Genomic DNA, 21769 nt, shown 5'->3' with positions numbered 1-21769 from the left:
ATGATGGTGACTTCTTCGCAAACCGGTACGGCCCCGGGCAAGGTCTATCTCGTCGGGGCGGGCCCCGGCGCGGCCGATCTGATCACGGTGCGCGGCGCTCGACTGTTGGCCCAGGCCGACGTGGTGCTGCACGACGCGCTCGTCGAGCCCGAGATGCTCGCGCTATGCCCGCAGGCCAAGCGGATTGCGGTCGGCAAGCGCTGCGGCAAGCAGTCGAGTGCGCAGCACTTCATCAACAAGCAGTTGATCGATCATGCGCGCACCCACGCGCGGGTCGTGCGCTTGAAGGGCGGCGATCCGATGCTGTTCGGCCGGGCAGACGAGGAACTGCGCGCGCTGGAGGCGGCAGGCATCGCGGTGGAAGTCGTGCCCGGCATTACGGCGGCGCTGGCTAGCGCCGCCGCGCTCGGGCGATCGCTGACGTTGCGTGGCGTGGCGCGCAGTGTGGCCTTCGCCACACAGAGCCGTGCGCCCGAGTCAGCCGAGATTGCGGCGCAGGCGTCGGCCGATTCGCTTGTCTATTACATGGGACGTGACAGCGCCCAGCGCATCGCGCAGGCATTGATCGCGGCAGGCAAGCCGGCCGCGACGCCCGTGGCGATCGTGGAAGCGGCAACGACATCGCGCGAGCGACGGGTGAGCCTCACGCTGGACGACGTTAGCCAGGGGCTGGCGGCGTCATGGTTCGACGCGTCGCAGCCGAGCGTGCTGCTCATCGGCGAGGCATTCGCGCATGCCGACGCTGCGTCGTTGCACGACTGGGCGACGCAGGCGGCGATGGCCGCCTGACGGAGATCGCTGGCGAGCGTAAGCGCTTGCGGCGGTGGTCGTTGGCGCCCGTTACGATCTATGCAAAACGGCGTCACAGTGTGGACTGTGACGCCGTTTTTTCATTGTGGCGATGCGCTGCCGCGACGAGGCGATTTCCCTTAGCGGGCGTCCATCATCCTGCCGCAGTAGTCGGCCAGGGCATCGAGTACCGTGTCGTCCTCGCCAATGGCCGCGCTCACGCGCAGATCGAGGCCGGGGTGAGCGGCGCGGCAAGCGTCGGCGAGCGCCGGCACATCACGCCTCACGTGGCCGCCCTGGCCCAGAAAGACCGGTACCAGTGTGATGTCGGACGTTCCCTGCGATGTCATGGCCGCCACGGCGTCGCCGAGCGTTGGCGTCATCAGTTCCAGGAACGCGAGTTGCACGTCGGCGTCGGGGCGCCGGACGCCGAGTTTGTCGCGCAGACGCTCGAACGGCTCGGCCCAGCGGGGATCGCGGGACCCATGGGCGAACAGGATGATGCCGGGTTTGCTGGGCATGATCGGCGGCTCAGTGTTTATCGACCCAGCGCAGCGCCGCAATGGCGAGCACCAGGTAGAGGAGTGACGGCAACGCGGCCGTGAACCACGACGGCCAGGTATTGAGCAGGCCCAGGTGCGAGAACAAGTTGTTGAGCAACTGGAAGCTCATGCCGAGCATGATCCCGCCGAACACCTTCAGGCCGATGGCGCCGGCGCGCGCGTGCAAGTAGGCGAACGGCAGTGCCAGCGCCATCATCACGAAGACGGCGAACGGGTAAAGCAGCTTCTGCCAGAGCGCGAGGCTGTAACGGTCGGTGTTCTGCTGGTTTTCCTTCAGGTGGCCGATGTAGCTGTACAGGCTGCCGATCGCCATGTTGTCGGGCGAGACCATCAGCACGGACAGGATCTGCGGCGTGAGTTCCGAGCGCATCTGCACCGTTTCAATGTGCACCTGCTTGCTCTGCACCAGGGCCCGCAGCGGATCGGTGCTGGCCGTGGCATCGTTCGTCGCGCTGAAGACCGTTTCGGACACATCCGTCAGCTTCCAGTAGTCCGGCGCGTCGAATTGCCCCAGCTTGGCCAGTCGCACGCTGTCCAGACGCAGCTTGTCGTCGAATTCGTAGATGCGCACGTTGGCGATGGTGTTGTCGGGATTGAGCGTGCCAACGTTGATGAAGCGGGTGACGCGCGAGCCGTCCTGATCGACGGTGTCCTTGACCCAGACGCCGGAGCGAAACCCGGCCGAGACCGAACTGCCCAGCGCTTCCAGACGAATCTTCTGCGCGAGCTGCTCGGCATTCGGCGCGACGTACTCGCCAATGAGGAAGGTGGCCAGCACGATCGGGACGCCGATTTTCAGCAGCGAGCGCAGTGCCTGTCCCGTCGACAGTCCGGAGACACGGAAGATCGTGAATTCCGAGTTCCCCGCCAGTTGCGCGCAGACATAGATGGCGGCAATAAGCGAGGCGACCGGGATGATTTCGTACATGCGCTGCGGGGCGAACAGCAGCACGTAGGCGAGGGCGTGCTGGAAGCGGTACCCCCCCCGGCCGACGTCACCCAGTTCGCTCACCAGGTCGAAGAAGACGAACAGGCCGACGAACGCGAGCAGGACGAACAGGAACGCCAGGTAGATCTGGCGAGCAAAGTATTTCTCATAGATGCGCATCAGCGAGCCCCTCCCGATGTCGGCGCTGTGCCGGATCCGCCCTGACGGCGACGGCCGAACAGCCCCCGGAAGCGCACGCGGCGCGCGTAAAGCAGCACGATGACGACCATGGCGAGCACGTGCAACAACCACACGCCGATGGCGAGCGGCATGCGCTCCTGCGCCACCCACGCCTGCGACAGGCTCAACAGGTTGGTGTACGCGAGATAGATAAGCACGGCCATGACGAGGTTGACGGTGCGGCCGTGGCGCGGATTCTGATAGGCCAGCGGCACGGCGAGCAACACGAGCGCGAGCGCGAGCAGCGGCAGGCCGATACGCCAGACGATCTCGCCGCGGAAGATAGGATTCTGGATCTCACGGAACAGGCGCAAGGTCGGCACCCCCTTGGTCGGGGTGTTGTCGGTTTGCGCGACGGCCGGATTGTCGATCTTCACGCCATAGCGCTCGAACTCCATCACGCGGTAGTCGGGCTGGCCGGGCACCCCATCGTAACGACGACCCTTTTCCAGGACGATGTAGCGATTGCCGTCCTTGGCCGTTTCGATGTGTCCCTCTTTCGAGACGACCACGCTGACTTTGCCGTTCTCGGTCCCGGAGACGAAAACGTTGTGCACCTTGGTCGCGTCCGGCGAGACCGTTTCGACGAAGAACACCCGGCGGCTGGCGGCGCTTTCGCGGAACTGGCCCGGCGCGATCATCGAGACGTCGTCACGTTGGGCGAAGCGGGCTTCGAGGGCGGAGATCTGCTGGTTCGCCCAAGGCCAGGCCACGAGCGCGCAGAATGTGATCACGGCCAGATAGGGCGTGGCAAAGCGCAGCACCGGCTTGATGAAGTGGGTAATCGACAGGCCCGAGGCAAACCACACGACCATTTCGGAGTCGCGGTACCACCGGGTGAGCACGAACAGGATCGAGACGAACAGCGTCACGATCAGAATGATGGCCAGGTAGCCGATCACGGCCAGGCCGATCAGCACGAGCACGTCGCGCGGGTCGGCTTTCCCGGATGCGGCGAAGCCCAGGATGCGGATCATCATCGTGGTGAGCATGACGGTGATCAGCACCATGAAGACGGCCCCGGCGGTGTAGTTCAGCTCGCGCTGCAGGGAACGCTGAAAAATCATGTGATGGCGATTGGGGTGCTCTCGCGGTTGGGCGAGCGGGGAAAAAAGCGGATAATTGCGGATCGTACGAATTTTACCCGAGGAAAGCGCGATGGACTTTAGCACAAAAGCCTTCGATTCGACCAAGGCCGGCCAGGCCGGCCTTGCCAACGCAAAGACCGATTGCCTGGTGGTCGGCGTGTTCGAGCAACAGCCGCTCGCGGGGCTCGCCAAGGCGCTGGACGTCGTCAGCAAGGGCCTGCTGGCACGCATGGTCAAGCGCGGCGAACTCGATGGCAAGCTCGGCAGCACGCTGATGCTGCACGAGGTCGCCGGATGGAGTCAGGCGCGTGTGCTGTTCGTCGGTCTGGGCCGCGAAGACCAGTTCTCGCCCAAGAGCTTCAATGAGGCCTCGCGCGCCGCTGCGCGCGCGGTGATGGCGTCGCGTGCGTCCGACGCCATCTGGACGTTGCCGCAAGCCGCGGTCCCCAAGCGCGATACCGCCTGGGCCGTGTGCGCCTCGGTCCTCGCGTTGCGCGACGCGACTTACCGTTTCACGCAGATGAAGAGCAAGGCCGAGCCGGCCAACACGGCGCTGCGCAAGGTGATCTTCGCGGTCGCTCCCGATGACCTGAAGGCCGCCCGGGTCGCGGCCAGGCGTGGCGAGGCGATCGGCAACGGCATGGCGCTCGCCAAGGACCTGGGCAACCTGCCGGGCAACGTGTGCACGCCGTCGTATCTGGCCGACACAGCCCGCAAGCTCGCGCGCGAATTCAAGCTCAAGGCCGATATTCTCGGGCCAAAGCAGATCGAAGCGCTCAAGATGGGCTCGTTCCTGTCAGTCGCCCGGGGGTCGGTGGAGCCGCCGCAGTTCATCGTGCTCAAGTATGAAGGCGGCCCTGCCAAGCAAGCGCCCATCGTGCTGGTGGGCAAGGGGGTGACGTTCGACTCGGGCGGTATCTCGATCAAGCCCGGCGAGGGCATGGACGAAATGAAGTACGACATGTGCGGTGCGGCCTCCGTGCTTGGCACGATGCGCGCAGTCGCCGAGATGGGCCTCAAGCTCAACGTCATCGCCATCGTGCCGGCCACCGAGAACATGCCGGGCGGACGCGCAACGAAGCCGGGCGACGTGGTGACCAGCATGTCCGGCCAGACCATCGAAGTGCTCAACACCGATGCCGAAGGCCGCCTGATCCTGTGCGACGCGCTCACCTACGCGGAACGTTTCAAGCCCGCGGCCGTGGTCGACGTCGCTACGCTCACGGGCGCTTGCATCATCGCGCTCGGCCACGTGAACACGGGCCTCTTTTCGAAGAGCGACGCCCTCGCCGACGAACTGCTCGCGGCCGGCCGCACGACGGGCGACACGGCGTGGCGTCTGCCGGTCGAGGAGGCGTATCAGGAGCAGCTCAAGTCGAACTTCGCCGACATGGCGAACATCGGCGGGCGCCCGGCCGGCAGCGTGACCGCGGCGTGCTTCCTGTCGCGCTTTACCGAGAAGTATGAGTGGGCCCACCTCGACATCGCCGGGACGGCATGGAAGAGCGGTGCGGCCAAGGGGGCGACGGGCCGTCCGGTGCCGTTGCTCACGCAGTTCCTGATCGATCGCGAAGCCCGGTGACGCGCGTCGATTTCCACACGCATGTGGCGAACCGGCTCGAATACGCGTGCCGGTTCGCGCGCAAGGTCTACGGCGCTGGGCAAACGCTCGTGGTCGTCGGTGAGCCCGACGTGCTGCGCGCGTTCGACCAGACGCTCTGGACGTTCTCGCCACTGGAGTTCGTGCCGCATTGCTTCACCCGCGACCCGCTTGCCCCGCAAACGCCCGTCGTGCTCGCCGCCCCCGATGAAGCGGCGCAGCACCACCAGGTGATGCTGAATCTGGCGGGCAGCGTGCCGACGCACTTCGCGCGTTTCGAACGCGTGGTCGAGATCGTGGGCGACACGCCGGAGGCATTGTCCGGCGCCCGCGAACGCTATCGCTTCTACCGCGATCGTGGCTATACCCTGAACAATTACGACCAGAGAGGCGGATCGTGACGAACGAGCCCGAGCGCACCGATCCCGGCATTCCCACGCTGACCGAAGTGCTCGCGCCCGGCGAGGCAACTGCGTTGCCGGATGCCGAACGGGCCGCGTCGGCCGTCGAGCAGGGCGTGCCGGCCGATGTCGCGGTGTTTGCCGAGCGCGTGAGCGCCCGGCTCACCCTGCAACTGGCCGATGAAATCACGACGATGGTGGAGCGCCGCTGTCACGACGCGCTGATCGACCAGACCTCATGGCTGGTGCAACTGATCGGCAAGCAGGTCGCCGATGCCTTGCAAGTGCAATTGCCCGACCGCATCCGGCAGGCGGTGATCGAGGAAGTCGCGAAGCAGGTTCGCTCGCAAGGTTAGGGCCTCGGTGGTGCTGTGACGCCACTGCGCACAGGAAACGCCGGTTGACCGATGCGACCGCTTATCGCGCCATGTCGAGAATCCAGCGTGCCAGACGCATTGCCTCGTCCGGGGCGACCTGGGGGCTGGCGGGCATCGGAATGCTTCCCCACTTGCCATGACTGCCATTCTCAATGGAACGTGCGATGTCGTTGGCAGCACCGGCCTGCCCGGCGTAACGCCTGGCGATATCCCGGTAGGACGGGGCGATCAGCCTACGGTCGGTGGCATGACACGTCATGCAATTGCGCTCGCGGGCGAGCTTCTCGAGCACGCGCGCATCCGAGGCGCCGGCGGGCGACGCGCTCGTCTGCGAGAGCGCGGCACCTGCCGCAACCATGAGCCAAGCACCGATCGTCACCCTGGCTGACTTTCCGGAGAATTCCTTCATTCGATGTTTGCTTTCGCAGAGTGGTTGGGACGTCTGGCCGCAATATAGCACTTGTCTACCCGTCGCCCGGGCACCGCTACCCGCCGCGACGCGGCGAAGCCGACGGACTAGTCGATCGCCCCCGTCGCAAGCGCGAGCGCCGCTGCAGCAGACAGCGCATTGCTGTAACTGTCCGCGTACGCGTTCTTGGCGACCAAGAGTTGATTCTGGGCGAGCAGGGCATCGGTGACCGAGCCGACACCGTGTTTATAGGCGTCGAATGCGGCGTCGTAGGTCGTTTGCGCCGCCGTCAGCAACGCCTTCGCCGCTTCGTTGGCCGTCAAACTGTTCTGAAGTATGTTCTGCGCGCCGACGATCTGTCGCACCGCTTCTTCACGGCTGCGCTCGAGGCGGGTGCTCGCGCTGTCCGCGTCGTTTCTCGCCCGGGCGAGGGCTGCCGAGCGCAGGCCGCCGTCGTAGATCGGGATCGAGACGCCGATGACCACGCTGCCACCGTAGCGGCCGCCGCTCAGGTTGACCGTGGGCAACTGCTGTCCGATGGCGGGCACGGCCGACAGGGAGGAACTGCCGGCGTTGTAGACGCCGGACGCCGACAGAAAGACCTTGGGCTTGAACTCCGACTCCGCGGCCTGAATCTTCGCGAGGTTCGCGCGCTCGGCGGCGTAGGCGCTCAGTACGTCCGGCCGACGTGCAATCGCGGTCGCAACGATCTGCTCGACCGGCTGACGCAGCGTGGGCGCGAGCGCGCGCACCGGCATGTCGGCAATCTTCGGCTTCGAGAGCGGCGAGATGCCCATCGCAGAGATCAGCGTCAGGTAGGTGTTGCGCTGCGCGCCTTGCGCTTGCACCAATGTCAGCCTCGCCTGCGCATAGTTCTGGTTCGCCTGCGCCACTTCGATCACGGTGCCGATGCCACGCCGGTATCGTGACTTGGCGGCATCTACCACAGCGCGCGCATTCTCAAGGCCTTGCTCGGCCGTCGCGACTCGCGCGCGCACCGCCTGATAGGTGTAAAAGGCGACGCTGACGTCGTACACCACTTGCTGATGAGCCGCCGTGAACCCGATATTTGCCATCACGGTTGCCTGCGACGCAGCCTCAACGCGAGCGGCCCGTCCACCGAAGTCGAACAGCAGCCATTGCAGCGCCACCACCGACGTCAATCCATGCGTAGACGCGCTGGCCGACGAATCGCCCAGCACGCTGGATGTCGAATTGTGGGCGGCGGCGTACTGTCCCATCGCGGCCAGCGACAGTTGCGGCAGATAGGCGCTTTTCGCGACGCCTGCCGTCAGCGCAGCGTTGCGCGCCTCGTTCCAGGCGATGCGTGTTGTGGGGTTCGACGCCTGCGCCAGATCGATGAGTTCGGGCAGCGTGTAGGCGTGGTCCGGCGCCAGTGGCGGCGGTGGCGAGACGGTGGCCAGTGCCGGGTTGGCGGGCAGCCGGTAAGTGCCATGGTACTGGCTCGCCAGTACCGATGCGCCGGGCCGGATCGCGCCCGATGCGTCGGTGTCCGGTTGCCACGGACGATCCGGACGCTCAGGCGCCATGTCGAGCGACGACGTTGCGCATCCCGAGAGCACAGTCATCGTCAACACGGCGGTGACGGCCATCACGGGGATCAAGGTGGGCGGATCAAGCCGACGCATGGGGAACACGCTCCTTCGCCGCATCATCCTCGTGCGCGGCATGGTCGAGCTGGATGAGGCGCGCGTCGCCAAGCATCAGCAACGACAGACGCTCCTGATCGGCGGGCGATGAAGCCGGTGCCGTGGGTGCCGTCGCAATCGTACGGCGTGTCGCGATGCTGGCGCGTCGATCGGCGTTGACGTCGAGCCGTTTCAACCAGGCGTCGATGCCCGTGTCAGCGGTATGCCGCTCACTCAGCAGCGTCATCGGAACTTCGAGCACCTCGAGTTCTGCCAACATACGTCGATGTGCCATCTTCCAATCTTGCGAAGGGCTTACCCACGACGGTTCGTAGTGCGTCCACGCAACGTCGTTCTGTAACGCCCGTCGACGGGCCATCGCGCTTGCGGCCTGCGCACGCTGGAGGCGGGTGGATGACATCCCCGTCAGGGCTCGCCAACGTTGCTGCAACTCGACAAGGGCGGCGTCGACTCGCCCGGCGACGCTCACGGGCCACACGCGGGTAAAGATCAGGTAGACGACGACATTGCCCAGCAGGATGCCGATGGTGCGATCCCGCGCAATCGTCAGATCGAACGCAGGTGCCGGGCCCTGCACGACGCAAAGGAAGAAGGCAAACGCCATCTGAAAACCCGCATACGCAATCCGTGGCGACCCAAACGCGATCCACGCCGATAGCCACGCACCGATGGCAACCACGCTCAGCAGACCGGCAATCGTGCTGAGTCCGGGCATCACGAATACGATCATCGCGGTACCTGCCAGCGCGCCGGCGATACACCCGGCGATGCGCAGCGTCAGTTTCTCGACGGTCTCTGCGGTGGTGCCGAGCGACACAATATAGACGGTGATGAAGCAGGTATGAATGCCGGGCCAGTCCAGCAGCGAGTACAGCAGGTAGCAGACCATGGCGGCGACCGTGGTTTTGAGCGCATATCGCATGTGGTCCGGATTGGAGAATGCGTCGGGCAGGAAGAATTGGCCGCGCGCCGATGGTATGGCGTCGGGCGTCGCCGCTGGCGCGACCACAGTCGTGAAGTCTTTGATGGCGTCGCTCAGATGGCCGACGGCGACGCGGGCGAGCGGCGCGAGCGCATCGGATGGCGGCAGCGCCAGATCGGAGGGCGCAATGTCGACCGGATAGCCGCCTGCCTCGAGCATTCGCGCCATGCGTTCGAGTGTGCTCGCCAGTGGCTCGGCAAACGTTGCGGGCAGTTGCGCCGCCGGTTCACGGCCGACCAGATCGGCAGCGACGAGAATGGCAAACGTGGCCGATGTCGCCTGTCGCAGCGCTGCGGCGTCGGCGCGTGCCGACGAGCCTTCGAGCACCGAGCGTTTAAGCCACTTTCCGATTTCCTCATCGCCGGCGCTCAGACAGTCGTCGAGCGCGTCGTGTGGGACATCGGGATCGCGCAGCACGCGGGCGGCAATTCGCAGTCGTCTCGCGAGTTCGTTGCCGGCGAGCTTGCGCGGCGAGGGGCCGATGGCAAGTTGCACGCAGACGGCGGCGCCAATCGGAATCGCGACCATCAGCCAGGCGTACAGCAATGCGCGCGTGGCGACTTCGCCAAGCGGCACGCTACCCAGCTTGTCGAGCGCGAAGCCGACGATCATCGCGATAATCGCGCCTGCGGGGCGGAGCTTGCTGGCGGATGTGATGAAAAGCAGCATTGCCGAGAGTCCGGCGATGGAGGCGACCCGCGCCATGGGGTTGTCGAGCACGAGCGTGGCGACGAACAGCACGAATCCGATGACAAGGCTCACCAGTACGAGCATCGCCAGGCTCGTGACAATGCTCGTGACACGGTCTGGCCGGATGAGGAAAAAGACCACATAGGCCGAGAGCGCCGCCTCGGGCGTGCCATAGGCTATTGCAACGAGTGTCGTTAGCACGCAGATGATGGCGACCCGTGTTGCCGTTGTGGCGCGCCCCGGAAATGGGGCAAGCCAATTCAACAGATCGTCGAACCCCGGACGCTGCGGGTCAGCGGCAGGCCGCGCCATGTCTGATCTCCACGACTGCGCTGGCACCGATTCGGACCAGCGCTTCAGCTGGCTCATGCAGTTCAACGCGCACCGGGAATCGCTGCGCCACGCGTACCCAATTCACCGACGACTGCACAATCGGTAGTGTGCGCGGCAAGGTGATGCGTCCGGCGTCGGAGATGCCGGCGCCGATCCCAACGACCTTGCCCGTAATGGCCTGACTTCGATCGATCATCGAGTAGACCGTTGCGCAATCGCCCACCTGGATATGCGAGAGGGCGCCTTCACGGAAGTTGGCGACGGCAAACCACTCGTCCGCGTGCACCAGTGTGAAAAGCGACTGACTGGGTGCGACGGTTTCCCCCGAGAGTACCGAAAGTCCCGTCACGTAGCCGTTGTGCGGTGCGCGCACGACGGTGTCTTCGAGGTTGTGCTGCGCGAGAGCGACAGCGGCTTCGCGCGCACGAACCGTCGCCAGCGCGCCCGCCTCGTCGCCGACGCTCTGTGCGCTGGCCGCCTTCTGAGCCTTCGCCTGCCTCATCGACAGTTCTGCGTCGCGTTGGGCGACCTGTGCCTGATCGAGCTGTTGTTGCGACACGTAGCCCTTGGCAGCGAGCGGCGTAAGGCGCTCGAGGTTGCGGGTCGTGAGCGCGTAGTTATGCATCGACTTGCTGGTCTGATCATCCGCAATCGAGGCGTTGGCCCGCTCGTTGTAGATGGTCTTCTGCCGGGTGTCGAGCGAGGCGCGCGCCAGTTCGAGATCGGCTCGGGCCTGCGCGAGCACAAGTCGATAGGGGACGGGGTCGATTTCGTAGAGAACCTCGCCCTTGGCGACGCGCTGGTTCTCCTGCACGGCAAGCTTGACGATGCGTCCGCCAACGGGTGTCGCGACGTGGACGACGTCGGCATCGATGGTCGCGTCGTCGGTCGATGGGAATTGCGATGCGCGGTAGCCGGCGTAGCCGGCGACGATGACGCCGATCAGGATGATCGCCAGCGCGATCAGCCGCCCTTTGCGCGGGGCGTTGCTTTTACCAGCCATTTTCATAGCAACTGTCCTGTTCCCACGAGCCAGACGAGTCCGGCCACGGTGACACCGATCGACAGACAGACCGAGAGCTGGAGCGGCAAGATTTGCGACCATCGCATGGCGACGCTGAGGCGGTGCGCCAGCAATGCGCCGACCAGGCCGATGATGCCGGCCAGAAGCCAGAGGGGGAAGTAGGCGCCGAAGATCTCGCGGGAGGGCGCGCCATGCAGTGTGCATCCCTGCAATGGAATGCCGAGGGCCAGCGCCACGGCGTATGTCGCGCGGATGTTGCTCGGCTTCGGGCGGTGCGGTGCGGTCGGCTTATGCGGCATAGGAACACTTCACGTTAGTGAAAATGCGTCAAGCTGCGAAACGACACTCAGGTACGCAGGCGCAAAAACCACGTCACAGACGCGGCCGGCACCCGGCTGACCACGCGCCCGAATGCGCGGATTGTAGCGCGTTCCGCGTGCGCGGGCCATGCGTGAGAAAACGGCACGTCTTTGCCGGCCAGACATGCCGTCATGCGCGGCGCGACCGGAATCAGCCGGTCGTACCCCCCTTGTTCGCCGGCTGCGCCAACGCGGCATACTTGGCCATGACGCCCCGCGTATAACGCGGGGCGGGCGCCTTCCATGCGGCACGACGCCTTGCCAGTTCGTCGTCCGACACATTCAGTTGCAGCAGCAGTTTGTGCGCGTCGATGGTGATAGAGTCGCCCTCGTGCACGAGCGCGATCGTGCCGCCCACGAACGCTTCCGGTGCCACGTGTCCGACCACCATGCCCCACGTTCCGCCCGAAAACCGGCCGTCGGTGATGAAGCCGACTGTTTCGCCGAGTCCTTTGCCGATGATCGCCGACGTGGGCGCGAGCATCTCCGGCATGCCCGGGCCGCCCTTGGGGCCGAGATAGCGCAGCACGAGCACGTCACCGGCCTGGATCTTGTCGGCAAGGATCGCGTCCATCGCACTTTGCTCGTCGTCGAACACGCGCGCCGGGCCGGTGATGACCGGGTGCTTCAGACCGGTGATCTTTGCGACCGCGCCATCTTCGGCCAGATTGCCCTTGAGGATAGCGAGATGGCCTTCCTTGTAGAGCGCGCGGTCGATGGGGAAGATCACGTGCTGGTCGGCACGCGGCACCGAAGGCACGTCCTTCAGTTCTTCTGCAAGCGTCCTGCCGGTGATCGTCATGCAATCCCCGTGCAGCAGACCGGCGTCGAGCAGAATCTTGAGCACTTGCGGAATGCCGCCGGCCTTGTGCAAGTCCGTCGCCACGTACTTGCCCGACGGCTTCAGGTCGCACAGGACCGGCACGCGCTCGCGAATGCGCTCGAAGTCGTCGATGTTCCAGTCGATGTCGGCGGCGTGCGCAATGGCAAGATAGTGCAGCACCGCGTTGGTGGAGCCGCCCGTGGCCATGATGAGCGCCACCGCGTTCTCGATGGATTTGCGTGTGATGATGTCGCGCGGCTTGAGGTCTTTCTTGACCGCTTCGACCAGCACGCGCGCCGATTCAGCCGCCGAGTCGACCTTTTCTTGATCGGGATTGGCCATTGTCGACGAATACAGCAGCGACATGCCCAGCGCCTCGAACGACGAACTCATCGTGTTGGCCGTATACATGCCGCCGCAGGAACCGGTCGACGGACAGGCGTTCTGCTCGATGCCCTTGAAATCGGCCTCCGTCATGCGCCCGGCGGTGAATTCGCCCACGGCCTCGAACGACGAGACGATGGTGAGATCCTTGCCTTTCCAGTGCCCCGGCTTGATGGTGCCGCCATAGACGTAGATACCCGGCACGTTGATGCGCGCCAGCGCGATCATGCCGCCCGGCATGTTCTTGTCGCAGCCGCCGATGACAACCACGCCGTCCATCCACTGGCCCTGCACGGCGGTCTCGATACAGTCGGCAATGACTTCGCGCGAGACGAGCGAATACTTCATGCCCTCCGTCCCCATCGACATACCGTCGGAAATGGTGGGCGTGCCGAACGTCTGCGGATTGGCCTGATGGGTCTTGATGGCGTCGACGGCGGCGTCGGCCAGCCGTTGCAGCCCCGCGTTGCACGGGGTGATCGTCGAATGGCCGTTGGCCACGCCGATCATCGGATTGTCGAAGTCTGCTTCCTTGTAGCCCAGTGCGTAGTACATCGAGCGGTTGGGCGAGCGTGCCACGCCTTGCGTGACATTTCGCGAACGACGATTGAATGCCATGACGGTCTCCTGTGGGGATGCACCACGCCACAGGCGACTGCAGCGTTGCGCACAAGCGTTGTTGTATCACGCTGTCATGCCGGCGGCACATGCGTCATCCGGGCGCGCCGCTCAAGGCCATTGCTGCTTCACTACTGCGTCACTGTACGGCAAGTCCTGCGCGGGAGCGGCCGCACGCGCGGCCACCCCCGTGTTTCACGCCGATCGCTTCGATCGGCCCACTCGTCGCATTATCCGCGTTTGGCCAGCTTCAGTTGCGACAGGTCGCGCACCGCGCCACGGTCGGCCGACGTGGCCAGCGCGGCATACGCTTGCAGCGCCTGCGAGACCACGCGCTCACGATTCACCGGCTGCCACGCCTCGTCGCCACGGGCTTCCATGGCGGTACGACGGCGGGCCAGTTCGTCGTCGGGCACGGCCAGATGCATCTTGCGCTGGGTGATGTCGATCTCGATCACGTCGCCATCTTCCACCAGACCGATGACGCCGCCTTCGGCAGCTTCCGGCGAGGCGTGGCCGATCACCAGACCCGACGAGCCGCCCGAGAAGCGGCCGTCCGTGAACAGGGCGCAGGTTTTGCCCAGGCCCTTCGACTTCAGGTACGACGTCGGGTACAGCATTTCCTGCATGCCCGGGCCGCCCTTCGGGCCTTCGTAGCGGATGACAACCACGTCACCCGCCTGGACCTTGTCGCCCAGGATGCCGTCGACGGCGTCGTCCTGGCTTTCGAACACGCGCGCGCGGCCCGTGAAGACCCACTGCGATTCGTCGACACCGGCGGTCTTCACGATACAGCCCTTCTCGGCGAGGTTGCCATACAACACGGCCAGACCGCCGTCTTTCGTATAGGCGTGCTCCTTGCCGCGAATACACCCGGTCTCACGGTTCAGGTCGAGCGACGGGTAGACCGACGACTGGCTGAACGCGATGGTCGTGGGCACGCCGCCGGGGGCGGCGCTGTAGAACGTGTGCGCCTTGTCGCCCGCGTCGCCGGCCACATCCCACTGGGCGATGGCGTTGCCGAGGGTGCCGCTGTGCACGTTGCCGCACGACGTATCGAGCAGCCCGCCGCGCGCGAGCTCACCCAGAATGCCGATGATGCCGCCCGCGCGGTGCACGTCTTCGATGTGGTACTTGTCGGTCGCGGGGGCTGCTTTGCACAGGCACGGAACCTTGCGCGAGATGCGGTCGATGTCCGACATCTTGAAGTCGACGCCGGCTTCCTGTGCGGCGGCGAGCAAGTGCAGCACGGTGTTGGTCGAGCCGCCCATGGCGACGTCGAGCGCCATGGCGTTTTCGAAGGCGGCCTTGGTCGCGATGTTGCGCGGCAGCACCGAGGCGTCGTCCTCCTGGTAATAGCGACGGCACAGGTCGACCACGAGGCGGCCGGCCTGCTCGAACAGCCCGCGACGCCAGGCGTGCGTGGCGACGATGGTGCCGTTGCCCGGCAACGCGAGACCGATGGCTTCAGTCAGGCAATTCATTGAGTTGGCGGTGAACATGCCCGAGCACGAGCCACACGTCGGGCAGGCGCTGCGCTCGATTTCTGCGACTTCGGCGTCGCTCACCTTGGGGTCGGCCGCCTTGATCATGGCGTCGATCAGGTCGATCTTGGCGATGACCTGGCCGTCGCCCGACTTGACCTTGCCCGCCTCCATCGGCCCCCCCGAGACGAACACGACCGGAATGTTCAGGCGCATGGCGGCCATGAGCATGCCCGGGGTGATCTTGTCGCAGTTCGAGATGCAGACCATGGCGTCGGCGCAGTGCGCGTTGACCATGTATTCCACCGAGTCGGCGATCAGCTCGCGCGACGGCAGCGAGTAGAGCATGCCGCCGTGGCCCATGGCGATGCCGTCGTCCACGGCGATGGTGTTGAATTCCTTGGCCACGCCGCCGGCCGCTTCGATTTCCTTGGCCACCACGGCGCCCAGATCGCGCAAGTGGACGTGACCCGGCACGAACTGCGTGAAGGAGTTCACCACGGCAATGATTGGCTTGCCAAAGTCGTCGTCTTTCATGCCGGTGGCACGCCACAGGGCGCGGGCGCCGGCCATGTTGCGGCCGTGGGTCGAGGTGCGGGAACGGTATTGAGGCATGGTCGTCTCTGGAACGCTGTGCTTGTGGGATAAACGAAAAAGCGGGGCCGCCTGGCCTGATTCGAACTGGACTCGCGCGGTTGCGGGCAACGCCCTCAACGCCACGGGGCACGCCAGTTTCAGCCGGACGTCAAGATTCGTCTTTCCTTGCATGCTTGTCAAATATATTATTTGACTCGGATTGAGTCGAAAAACATATCATGGACCTCCGTCAACTCCGGTACTTCGTTGCCGTGGCCGAAGAGCGGCATTTCGGTCGCGCCGCCCAACGCCTGTCGATGACCCAGCCGCCGCTGTCGCAGCAGATCCGGGCGCTGGAGGCGTCGCTCGGGGCGCCGCTTTTCGTGCGAACCAACCGTTCGGTGGAGCTGACGGCCGTCGGCCGGCAACTGCTGCCCGAGGTACGGCGCATTCTGGCTGACGCCGAAGCGTTGCCGGCGTTCGCACAGGGACTGGCGCACGGGGAGGTGGGCACGCTCTCGCTGGGTTTCGTCTCGACGGCGGACTACGGCATCCTGCCGCCGCTGCTGCGCGAGTTCGGCGAGCGGTACCCGCGCGTGCGCCTGCAACTGCTTGAAGCGACGAGCGACGTGCAGGTCGAGGCGCTCATGGATGGGCGCATCGACGCCGGCCTCTTCATCCCGCCGGTGCCGGCGCGTTACGCCAACGAACTGTCCTACCTGCCGATCGTGCGCGAACCGCTGATGCTGGCGGTGCCGGCCGGACGGGGGATGCGCGCCGGCGCAGACAGCGTTGGCGATACCGGGCCGGGCGACCCGGTGAGTCTGGCCGATTTCGCCGACGAGCCGCTCGTCATCTTTCCGCGTCGGGTGGCACCGGCGTTCTACGACATCATCATGGGCTGCTATGCGGCGCTGGGTCTCACGCCGCGCGTAGGGCAGGAAGCGATCCAGATGCAGACCATCGTGAGCCTGGTGTCGGCAGGCATGGGTGTCGCCTTGGTGCCGCAGTCGCTATGCCATCTGCGGCGCACCGGCGTGGCGTATCGCGCGCTCATCGAGACGAGCACGCTCATCGAGACGGGCTTGCTCTGGCGCACGGCTGAAGTCACGCCGGTGCTCAAAGGCTTTCTCGAAACGGCGCGCGGCGTGGCCCATACGCCACCGGGGGCGACATTGGCCAACTGAACGTAAGAATGGCGACGTCTGCCCGCGCGCCGCGACAGGGGACGCTCGTGGTATCGTGCTGCCCATCCCAAGGCATGCCGGGCCGATTGCCTCGGCGTGCTGTGGCTGGCGCGTCACTCGGCGGTGGCAATGGGTTGCACTGGCCGGTCATTCGCCCTCTGACGGAACTTTTGTTCACGAATCGATTCTTCTGATCCATGCTGATTCATCCTCAATTCGACCCGGTCGCGATTCACCTCGGCCCGCTCGCCATCCGCTGGTACGGCCTGATGTACCTGGTCGGCTTCATTCTGTTCCTGGTCGTGGGGCGCGTGCGCGTGCGCCAGCCGTCCATTGCCGCACAAGGCTGGAAGGTACAGGATCTCGACGACATGCTGTTCTACGGCGTCCTTGGGGTGATTCTTGGCGGACGTCTGGGCTACGTGCTCTTCTATAAGCCATCGTTTTATCTGGCGAATCCGATCGACATCTTCAAGGTGTGGGAAGGCGGCATGTCGTTCCACGGCGGCTTTCTCGGGGTGCTCGTCGCGATGTGGCTGTTCACGCGCCGTCGCGGACACTCGCTGCTCGAAGGCACCGATCTCATCGCACCGATGATCCCGCTGGGGCTTGCCGCCGGACGCCTGGGCAACTTCATCAACGGGGAATTGTGGGGGCGTGTGACGTCCCCCGATTCGCGCTTCGCGATGCTGTTCCCGCAATCGGCGGGCGAAGACATCCAGTGGGCGATGGCGCATCCGCAGGCGATGGCCGATCATGCGATGGCGGCGGTGTTCTCCCAATTCCACGGACTGCCGCGCTATCCGTCGCAGTTGTTCGAATTCGCACTCGAAGGCGTGGCGCTCTTCCTGCTGTTGTGGTTCTTCTCGCGACGCGCGCGTCCGGTGGGCGCGGTGTCTGCCATGTTCCTGGTGGGATATGGCGTATTTCGCTTCCTCGCGGAATTCACGCGCGAACCCGATGCGTTCCTCGGCTTGCTTTCGTTTGGCCTGTCGATGGGGCAATGGCTGTCGATGCCGATGATCGTCGCGGGCGTCATCATGCTCGTGTGGGCCTATCGGCGCCGGCCGGCGGCATCTCGCGCATAAGGCGACGGCAAGCGCCGCGCCACAGCGAGTCAGGCAAACGGGCCGCCGGGGGTATTTCCTCCGGCGGCCCGTTTGCCTGGCGGTCAGGTTCAGCTCGCCTTGCGCTCCAGCGCGCGCAAGGAGGCCATCAGGTCGGCGAAGCGCTCACCCTGCACGGTGACGTGCGCGCGAAGGTGTTCCGATGCGGCGTCGGCGTTGCCCGCCTCGATGGCGCGAAACACGGCGTCATGTTCCGAGAACGAATGTTGCGGCCGGTCGCGCACGCGCAACTGCAAACGCCGGTACACGCGCAGCCGCCGGTGCAGCTGCAATGCCGTCTCCTGAAGGTAGGCGTTGTGACTGGCCTGATAGATCAACGCATGGAAATGCGCGTTGACTTCGTAATACGTGTCGATGTCCCGCGCCTCGGCCGCCGCCCGGCTGGCCTCGTGCGTCGCGCGCAACTCGGCCAGTTCGTCGTCGGTGATGCGACGCGCGGCGAGGCGTCCGCACATCGATTCCAGTTCGGCCATGACTTCGAACATCTCGCATAGCCGTTGCGGATCGATCTGCGCCACCACGGCGCCCCGGCGCGGCCGTATCTCGATCACCCCCGACGACGCCAACTGAATCAACGCCTCGCGCAGGGGCGTGCGCGACACGCCGAACGTGCTCGCCAGTTCGACCTCGTCGAGCCGCATGCCGGGCGGGTACTCGCCCACGGCAATCTTCTCCTCGATCGCCTGGCGCAGCGCTTCCGATCGCTTCGGTTTTACGGTCATGACGCTCTCGCTCGGTCGTGTTTCGGTCCCGTCGCGCGGGGCTCAATGGGATGCATGGTTGCCAAAGTACCGCTTGCCGCCGGCGTTGAAGATCGGGGTATACGCCAGAATTGTATTTTTTCGATGGCTCAATTGTATACACCGTGCTGGATTGACTATAGGATTTCATCCCGAGAGCGGCAACTCGCGCACTCGACACACGCAAAATCAAAGCAGTCATCCGTACATGCAGTGCCGGCGAGCCGGCGGTGCACCCGTTGCGAGTCGTGAGACCTGCAACGGGCGATGTCAGGCACCGGGCTTCGCTGGTTCACCACTGACAGAAGTGACAGGAGACGCCATGGAGACAAATCATTCCCCGCTGCGGCGGCAACTTATGCTCGGTGCCGCATCGGCACTCGTCACCGGCGGTCTGGCCAGCCCATGGGGTAGCGCGTTTGCGCAGTCCGGCCCGCTCAAGATTTCCCATCAATTCCCCGGCGGTACCCTTGCCGAAGGCGATTTCCGCGACCGGTTGTGCCGGAAATTCGCGCAGGAAGTCGAGAAGCGGACCAACGGCGCGCTGAAGTTTCAGGTCTATCCGGGCAGCTCGCTCATGAAGACCAATGCGCAGTTTTCGGCGCTGCGTCGCGGGGCCCTCGATCTCTCGCTGTATCCGCTGCCGTATGCAGGCGGAGAAGTGCGCGAACTCAATATCGGTCTGATGCCGGGGCTGGTGACGTCCTATGCGCAGGGTGCGGCCTGGCGCCATGGTGAGGTTGGCAAGGTGCTCACCGATGTGCTCGCGCAGAAGAACATCGTGATCGTGAGCTGGGTCTGGCAAGCGGGCGGCGTCGCGAGCCGTACCAAGGCGCTCGTCTCGCCGGACGACGCCAAGGGTCTCAAGGTGCGCGGCGGCAGCCGCGAGATGGACATGATGCTCAAGGAGGCCGGCGCGGCCGTCATTTCGCTGCCGTCGAACGAACTCTACGCCGCCATGCAGACAGGCGCGATGGACGCGGCGATGACCTCGTCGACGAGCTTGATGTCATTTCGTCTCGAAGAGGTGTCGAAGCATTTGACCACCGGGCGCAACAAGTCGTACTGGTTCATGCTCGAACCACTGCTGATGTCGAAGCTGGTCTTCGACAAGCTGCCCAAGGATCAGCAGCAGGCGATCCTGCAAGTGGGCGCGGAACTCGAGTCGTTCGGCATGGAAGCGGCCAAGGCCGACGATGCGCAGATCGCGAGCGTCTATACGAAGGCTGGCGCGAAGGTCTACGACCTCGACGAGGCGACGGTGATGAAGTGGCGCGACATCGCACGGCGTACCGCATGGAAGGACTATGCGGGCCGATCCGACACGTGCGCGAAACTGCTCGCGCTTGCCGATAAGGTGCCTGCGTGAGTGGGGCCGTCGTGAGCGCGGAACCGGTGGCGGCGCGCACCCGCCTGCTGCGGCGGCTCGACGCCCTGTTACAGGGCGTGAGCCGTCTGCTCATGGTCGTGTGCATGCTGGCGCTGGTCGGTGCCGCGCTGGTGCTCAGTTACAGCGTGTTCGCACGGCACGTGCTCAAGCTCGCCACCGACTGGCAGGACGAAGCCGCCGTGTTCCTGCTGGTCGGCGCGACCTTCGTCTCTGCCGCGCATGTGCAACATCTGCGCGGGCATATCGGCATCGAGGCCATCACGACACTGCTCTCACCGCGGGTGAACCGAGTGCGGCGCTGGGTCGTCGATATCGTCTCGTTCGCGTTCTGCGGCTTCTTCGCATGGAAGTCGTGGACGCTGTTCTGGGAAGCCTACGTCGAGGGCCAGACGAGCAGTTCGACCTGGGGCCCGCCATTGTCAATCCCGTATGGCCTGATGGCCTTCGGCATGACGTTGCTCACGGTGCAATTGCTGCTGCAAGCGGCGATTGGCGCCTGCGAGATGGGAACGCCGGCGGGCCACGAGGCATCGCTCGCATCGGATCGTACGGGAGGTCACGCATGAGCGAACTCGGCATCGGATTGCTCTACGGTGGCGCGACGCTCGTCGCCATGTTCTCGGGCATGCCCATCGCGTTTGCACTTGGGGCCGTGGCGGTGGCGTTCATGCTCGGCTTCATGCCGGTATCGTCGCTCGATACGATCACGCAGAACGTCTATGAGGAAATGGCCAGCATCACGCTGCTGTCGATTCCGCTTTTCATCCTGAAGGGCGCGGCCATCGGCAAATCGCGCGCGGGGCAGGACCTGTATCTGGCCCTGCACGCGTGGATGCGCCGGATTCCGGGCGGCCTGGGCATCGCCAATGTCTTCGCGTGCGGGCTGTTCGCCGCGATGGCGGGATCGAGTCCGGCGACGTGCTCCGCCATCGGCAGCGCAGGTATTCCGGAGATGCGCCAGCGCGGCTATTCGCCAGGATTCGCCGCCGGGATCATCGCGGCGGGCGGTACGCTGGGCATTCTGCTCCCGCCGTCGATCACGATGATTCTTTACGCGGTCGCGGCGGAGCAGTCGCTGGGGCGACTGTTCCTCGCGGGAATCGTGCCAGCGCTGCTGCTGGTCGGGCTGTTCTCATGCTATGCGGCCTGGCGCTACCGGCGCGAGTACGTCTGTGCGCAAGTGGCGCTCGCCCGCGACGGCACGCCGTCGCCGTTCCCGAGCGAGCCGCCGGCCACGATGCGCGAGAAGCTGGCGCTGCTGCCGCGCGTGCTGCCGTTCGTGACGCTGCTCATCGGCGTGATGGCGGCGCTCTATGGCGGGTACGCCACGCCGTCGGAGACGGCCGGCCTCGGCGGCCTGCTGGCGCTGGGTCTGATCGCCGTGATTTACCGGATGTGGAACCCGCGTCAGCTCGCGCCGATCCTGACCGGCACGTTGCGCGAATCGACCATGCTCATGTTCATCATCGGCATGTCATTGCTCTACTCGTACGTGATGAGCTATCTGCACATCAGCCAGTCGGCGGCGCAATGGATCGTGGGGCTGCATTTATCGCGCTGGGTGCTGCTCACGGCCATCCTGCTGATGGTGGTCGTGCTCGGCTTCTTCCTGCCACCGGTGAGCATCATCCTGATGACCGCGCCGATCATCCTCCCGCCGCTGCGGGCGGCCGGCTTCGATCTGGTGTGGTTCGGCGTGGTGATGACGATCGTCATGGAATTGGGGTTGATTCATCCGCCCGTAGGACTCAACATCTTCGTCATCAAGAACACCGCGCCGGATATCGCGTTGCGCGACATCGTGTGGGGCGTGATGCCGTTTGTGGTGTTGATGGTGCTGGCCGTCGTCCTCATCTGTGCGCTGCCCGGCTTGTCGCTGTGGCTGCCGGATCGACTGATGGGATGAGGCAGGGGGCGTCGATGAACTGCGGCAACGATCACCGAGCGATGCGACACGCCTGTTCAGCCGGTGTTTTTGCCCGTCCGG

20 protein-coding genes are annotated in these 21769 nt (G+C 65.1%); 9 read left to right on the top strand and 11 right to left on the bottom strand.

Annotation, left to right across the window (positions count from 1 at the left end; all coding sequences use genetic code 11):
- Positions 1 to 3 precede the first annotated feature (3 nt).
- A complete protein-coding gene (gene cobA, locus PTE31013_RS22940; RefSeq protein ID WP_150615014.1) occupies positions 4 to 789 on the top strand; it encodes a uroporphyrinogen-III C-methyltransferase in 786 nt (261 codons plus the stop codon).
- A 140-nt stretch (positions 790 to 929) separates the two neighbouring features.
- Here cobA and PTE31013_RS22935 read toward each other — a convergent pair whose 3' ends face one another.
- From PTE31013_RS22935 to lptF, 3 genes are read right to left on the bottom strand one after another with little or no spacing between them, the layout of a single operon-like run.
- The gene (locus PTE31013_RS22935) at positions 930 to 1310 is read right to left on the bottom strand and encodes a sirohydrochlorin chelatase (protein WP_150614951.1); all 381 of its coding nucleotides are present in this window, start codon (positions 1308 to 1310) and stop codon (positions 930 to 932) included.
- A 10-nt stretch (positions 1311 to 1320) separates the two neighbouring features.
- Positions 1321 to 2460 carry an LPS export ABC transporter permease LptG gene (gene lptG / locus PTE31013_RS22930; RefSeq protein WP_150614950.1) on the bottom strand — a complete coding sequence of 380 codons (1140 nt, stop codon included), beginning with the start codon at positions 2458 to 2460 and terminating at the stop codon, positions 1321 to 1323.
- Complete coding sequence (gene lptF, locus PTE31013_RS22925; RefSeq protein WP_150614949.1) at positions 2460 to 3587, bottom strand: LPS export ABC transporter permease LptF; 1128 nt, start codon at positions 3585 to 3587, stop codon at positions 2460 to 2462. Before lptF ends, lptG begins: the two co-directional genes overlap by 1 nt.
- A gap of 91 nt (positions 3588 to 3678) precedes the next feature.
- Between lptF and PTE31013_RS22920 the strand changes: the two genes are divergently transcribed.
- From PTE31013_RS22920 to PTE31013_RS22910, 3 genes are read left to right on the top strand one after another with little or no spacing between them, the layout of a single operon-like run.
- Positions 3679 to 5190 (top strand): leucyl aminopeptidase, encoded by a 1512-nt coding sequence (locus PTE31013_RS22920; RefSeq protein ID WP_150614948.1) that lies wholly within the window; start codon positions 3679 to 3681, stop codon positions 5188 to 5190.
- On the top strand, positions 5187 to 5609 hold the full coding sequence (locus PTE31013_RS22915; RefSeq protein ID WP_150614947.1) for a DNA polymerase III subunit chi: 423 nt from the start codon (positions 5187 to 5189) through the stop codon (positions 5607 to 5609). Before PTE31013_RS22920 ends, PTE31013_RS22915 begins: the two co-directional genes overlap by 4 nt.
- Positions 5606 to 5965, top strand: a complete 360-nt coding sequence (locus PTE31013_RS22910; protein WP_174978686.1) for a DUF2486 family protein — start codon at positions 5606 to 5608, stop codon at positions 5963 to 5965. The genes PTE31013_RS22915 and PTE31013_RS22910 overlap by 4 nt, the downstream gene beginning before the upstream one ends.
- A gap of 61 nt (positions 5966 to 6026) precedes the next feature.
- Here PTE31013_RS22910 and PTE31013_RS22905 read toward each other — a convergent pair whose 3' ends face one another.
- From PTE31013_RS22905 to ilvD (PTE31013_RS22875), 7 genes are all read right to left on the bottom strand, one after another.
- Positions 6027 to 6395, bottom strand: a complete 369-nt coding sequence (locus PTE31013_RS22905; RefSeq protein WP_246174859.1) for a c-type cytochrome — start codon at positions 6393 to 6395, stop codon at positions 6027 to 6029.
- Positions 6396 to 6502: 107 nt separating this feature from the next.
- Positions 6503 to 8044: a TolC family protein gene (locus PTE31013_RS22900; RefSeq protein ID WP_150614945.1), complete on the bottom strand. Its 1542-nt coding sequence runs from the start codon at positions 8042 to 8044 to the stop codon at positions 6503 to 6505.
- Positions 8031 to 10049, bottom strand: coding sequence for an FUSC family protein (locus PTE31013_RS22895; protein WP_150614944.1), 2019 nt, complete (start codon positions 10047 to 10049; stop codon positions 8031 to 8033). Before PTE31013_RS22895 ends, PTE31013_RS22900 begins: the two co-directional genes overlap by 14 nt.
- Positions 10030 to 11079 (bottom strand): multidrug transporter subunit MdtN, encoded by a 1050-nt coding sequence (mdtN, locus tag PTE31013_RS22890; protein WP_150614943.1) that lies wholly within the window; start codon positions 11077 to 11079, stop codon positions 10030 to 10032. The genes PTE31013_RS22895 and mdtN overlap by 20 nt, the downstream gene beginning before the upstream one ends.
- Complete coding sequence (locus tag PTE31013_RS22885; protein ID WP_246174857.1) at positions 11076 to 11393, bottom strand: hypothetical protein; 318 nt, start codon at positions 11391 to 11393, stop codon at positions 11076 to 11078. Before PTE31013_RS22885 ends, mdtN begins: the two co-directional genes overlap by 4 nt.
- A 211-nt stretch (positions 11394 to 11604) precedes the next feature.
- Positions 11605 to 13278 (bottom strand): dihydroxy-acid dehydratase, encoded by a 1674-nt coding sequence (gene ilvD, locus PTE31013_RS22880; RefSeq protein ID WP_150614942.1) that lies wholly within the window; start codon positions 13276 to 13278, stop codon positions 11605 to 11607.
- Positions 13279 to 13508: 230 nt separating this feature from the next.
- Positions 13509 to 15377: a dihydroxy-acid dehydratase gene (gene ilvD, locus PTE31013_RS22875; protein ID WP_150614941.1), complete on the bottom strand. Its 1869-nt coding sequence runs from the start codon at positions 15375 to 15377 to the stop codon at positions 13509 to 13511.
- 200 nt (positions 15378 to 15577) lie between these two features.
- Here ilvD (PTE31013_RS22875) and PTE31013_RS22870 point away from each other — a divergent pair, with 200 nt between their 5' ends.
- Positions 15578 to 16525 (top strand): LysR family transcriptional regulator, encoded by a 948-nt coding sequence (locus PTE31013_RS22870; protein WP_150614940.1) that lies wholly within the window; start codon positions 15578 to 15580, stop codon positions 16523 to 16525.
- 197 nt (positions 16526 to 16722) lie between these two features.
- Positions 16723 to 17613, top strand: coding sequence for a prolipoprotein diacylglyceryl transferase (lgt, locus tag PTE31013_RS22865; RefSeq protein WP_150614939.1), 891 nt, complete (start codon positions 16723 to 16725; stop codon positions 17611 to 17613).
- An 89-nt stretch (positions 17614 to 17702) separates the two neighbouring features.
- Here lgt and PTE31013_RS22860 read toward each other — a convergent pair whose 3' ends face one another.
- On the bottom strand, positions 17703 to 18374 hold the full coding sequence (locus PTE31013_RS22860; protein WP_150614938.1) for a GntR family transcriptional regulator: 672 nt from the start codon (positions 18372 to 18374) through the stop codon (positions 17703 to 17705).
- A 340-nt stretch (positions 18375 to 18714) separates the two neighbouring features.
- On the opposite strand from PTE31013_RS22860, the gene dctP reads away from it, so the two are divergent.
- From dctP to PTE31013_RS22845, 3 genes are read left to right on the top strand one after another with little or no spacing between them, the layout of a single operon-like run.
- On the top strand, positions 18715 to 19761 hold the full coding sequence (dctP, locus tag PTE31013_RS22855) for a TRAP transporter substrate-binding protein DctP (protein WP_425495590.1): 1047 nt from the start codon (positions 18715 to 18717) through the stop codon (positions 19759 to 19761).
- Positions 19758 to 20348: a TRAP transporter small permease gene (locus PTE31013_RS22850; RefSeq protein ID WP_150614937.1), complete on the top strand. Its 591-nt coding sequence runs from the start codon at positions 19758 to 19760 to the stop codon at positions 20346 to 20348. The genes dctP and PTE31013_RS22850 overlap by 4 nt, the downstream gene beginning before the upstream one ends.
- Positions 20345 to 21688: a TRAP transporter large permease gene (locus PTE31013_RS22845; RefSeq protein ID WP_150614936.1), complete on the top strand. Its 1344-nt coding sequence runs from the start codon at positions 20345 to 20347 to the stop codon at positions 21686 to 21688. The genes PTE31013_RS22850 and PTE31013_RS22845 overlap by 4 nt, the downstream gene beginning before the upstream one ends.
- Positions 21689 to 21769: the final 81 nt, after the last annotated feature.

Origin of the sequence: Pandoraea terrigena (assembly GCF_902459705.1) — a bacterium.
In the GTDB taxonomy this organism is placed as follows: Bacteria; Pseudomonadota; Gammaproteobacteria; order Burkholderiales; family Burkholderiaceae; genus Pandoraea; species Pandoraea terrigena.
Note: the sequence above shows the minus strand (reverse complement) of the source record. Positions and strands in the feature narration are given on the sequence as shown.

What these genes read in the sequence shown, in the direction of transcription:
- lptG (WP_150614950.1), bottom strand. Translation starts at nt 2,460, where the DNA reads ATGCGCATCTATGAGAAATACTTTGCTCGCCAGATCTACCTGGCGTTC.
- cobA (WP_150615014.1), top strand. Translation starts at nt 4, where the DNA reads ATGGTGACTTCTTCGCAAACCGGTACGGCCCCGGGCAAGGTCTATCTC.
- PTE31013_RS22860 (WP_150614938.1), bottom strand. Translation starts at nt 18,374, where the DNA reads ATGACCGTAAAACCGAAGCGATCGGAAGCGCTGCGCCAGGCGATCGAG.
- PTE31013_RS22935 (WP_150614951.1), bottom strand. Translation starts at nt 1,310, where the DNA reads ATGCCCAGCAAACCCGGCATCATCCTGTTCGCCCATGGGTCCCGCGAT.
- PTE31013_RS22895 (WP_150614944.1), bottom strand. Translation starts at nt 10,049, where the DNA reads ATGGCGCGGCCTGCCGCTGACCCGCAGCGTCCGGGGTTCGACGATCTG.
- dctP (WP_425495590.1), top strand. Translation starts at nt 18,715, where the DNA reads ATGGAGACAAATCATTCCCCGCTGCGGCGGCAACTTATGCTCGGTGCC.
- mdtN (WP_150614943.1), bottom strand. Translation starts at nt 11,079, where the DNA reads ATGAAAATGGCTGGTAAAAGCAACGCCCCGCGCAAAGGGCGGCTGATC.
- ilvD (WP_150614941.1), bottom strand. Translation starts at nt 15,377, where the DNA reads ATGCCTCAATACCGTTCCCGCACCTCGACCCACGGCCGCAACATGGCC.
- ilvD (WP_150614942.1), bottom strand. Translation starts at nt 13,278, where the DNA reads ATGGCATTCAATCGTCGTTCGCGAAATGTCACGCAAGGCGTGGCACGC.
- PTE31013_RS22870 (WP_150614940.1), top strand. Translation starts at nt 15,578, where the DNA reads ATGGACCTCCGTCAACTCCGGTACTTCGTTGCCGTGGCCGAAGAGCGG.
- lptF (WP_150614949.1), bottom strand. Translation starts at nt 3,587, where the DNA reads ATGATTTTTCAGCGTTCCCTGCAGCGCGAGCTGAACTACACCGCCGGG.
- PTE31013_RS22845 (WP_150614936.1), top strand. Translation starts at nt 20,345, where the DNA reads ATGAGCGAACTCGGCATCGGATTGCTCTACGGTGGCGCGACGCTCGTC.
- PTE31013_RS22905 (WP_246174859.1), bottom strand. Translation starts at nt 6,395, where the DNA reads ATGAAGGAATTCTCCGGAAAGTCAGCCAGGGTGACGATCGGTGCTTGG.
- PTE31013_RS22900 (WP_150614945.1), bottom strand. Translation starts at nt 8,044, where the DNA reads ATGCGTCGGCTTGATCCGCCCACCTTGATCCCCGTGATGGCCGTCACC.
- lgt (WP_150614939.1), top strand. Translation starts at nt 16,723, where the DNA reads ATGCTGATTCATCCTCAATTCGACCCGGTCGCGATTCACCTCGGCCCG.
- PTE31013_RS22920 (WP_150614948.1), top strand. Translation starts at nt 3,679, where the DNA reads ATGGACTTTAGCACAAAAGCCTTCGATTCGACCAAGGCCGGCCAGGCC.
- PTE31013_RS22885 (WP_246174857.1), bottom strand. Translation starts at nt 11,393, where the DNA reads ATGCCGCATAAGCCGACCGCACCGCACCGCCCGAAGCCGAGCAACATC.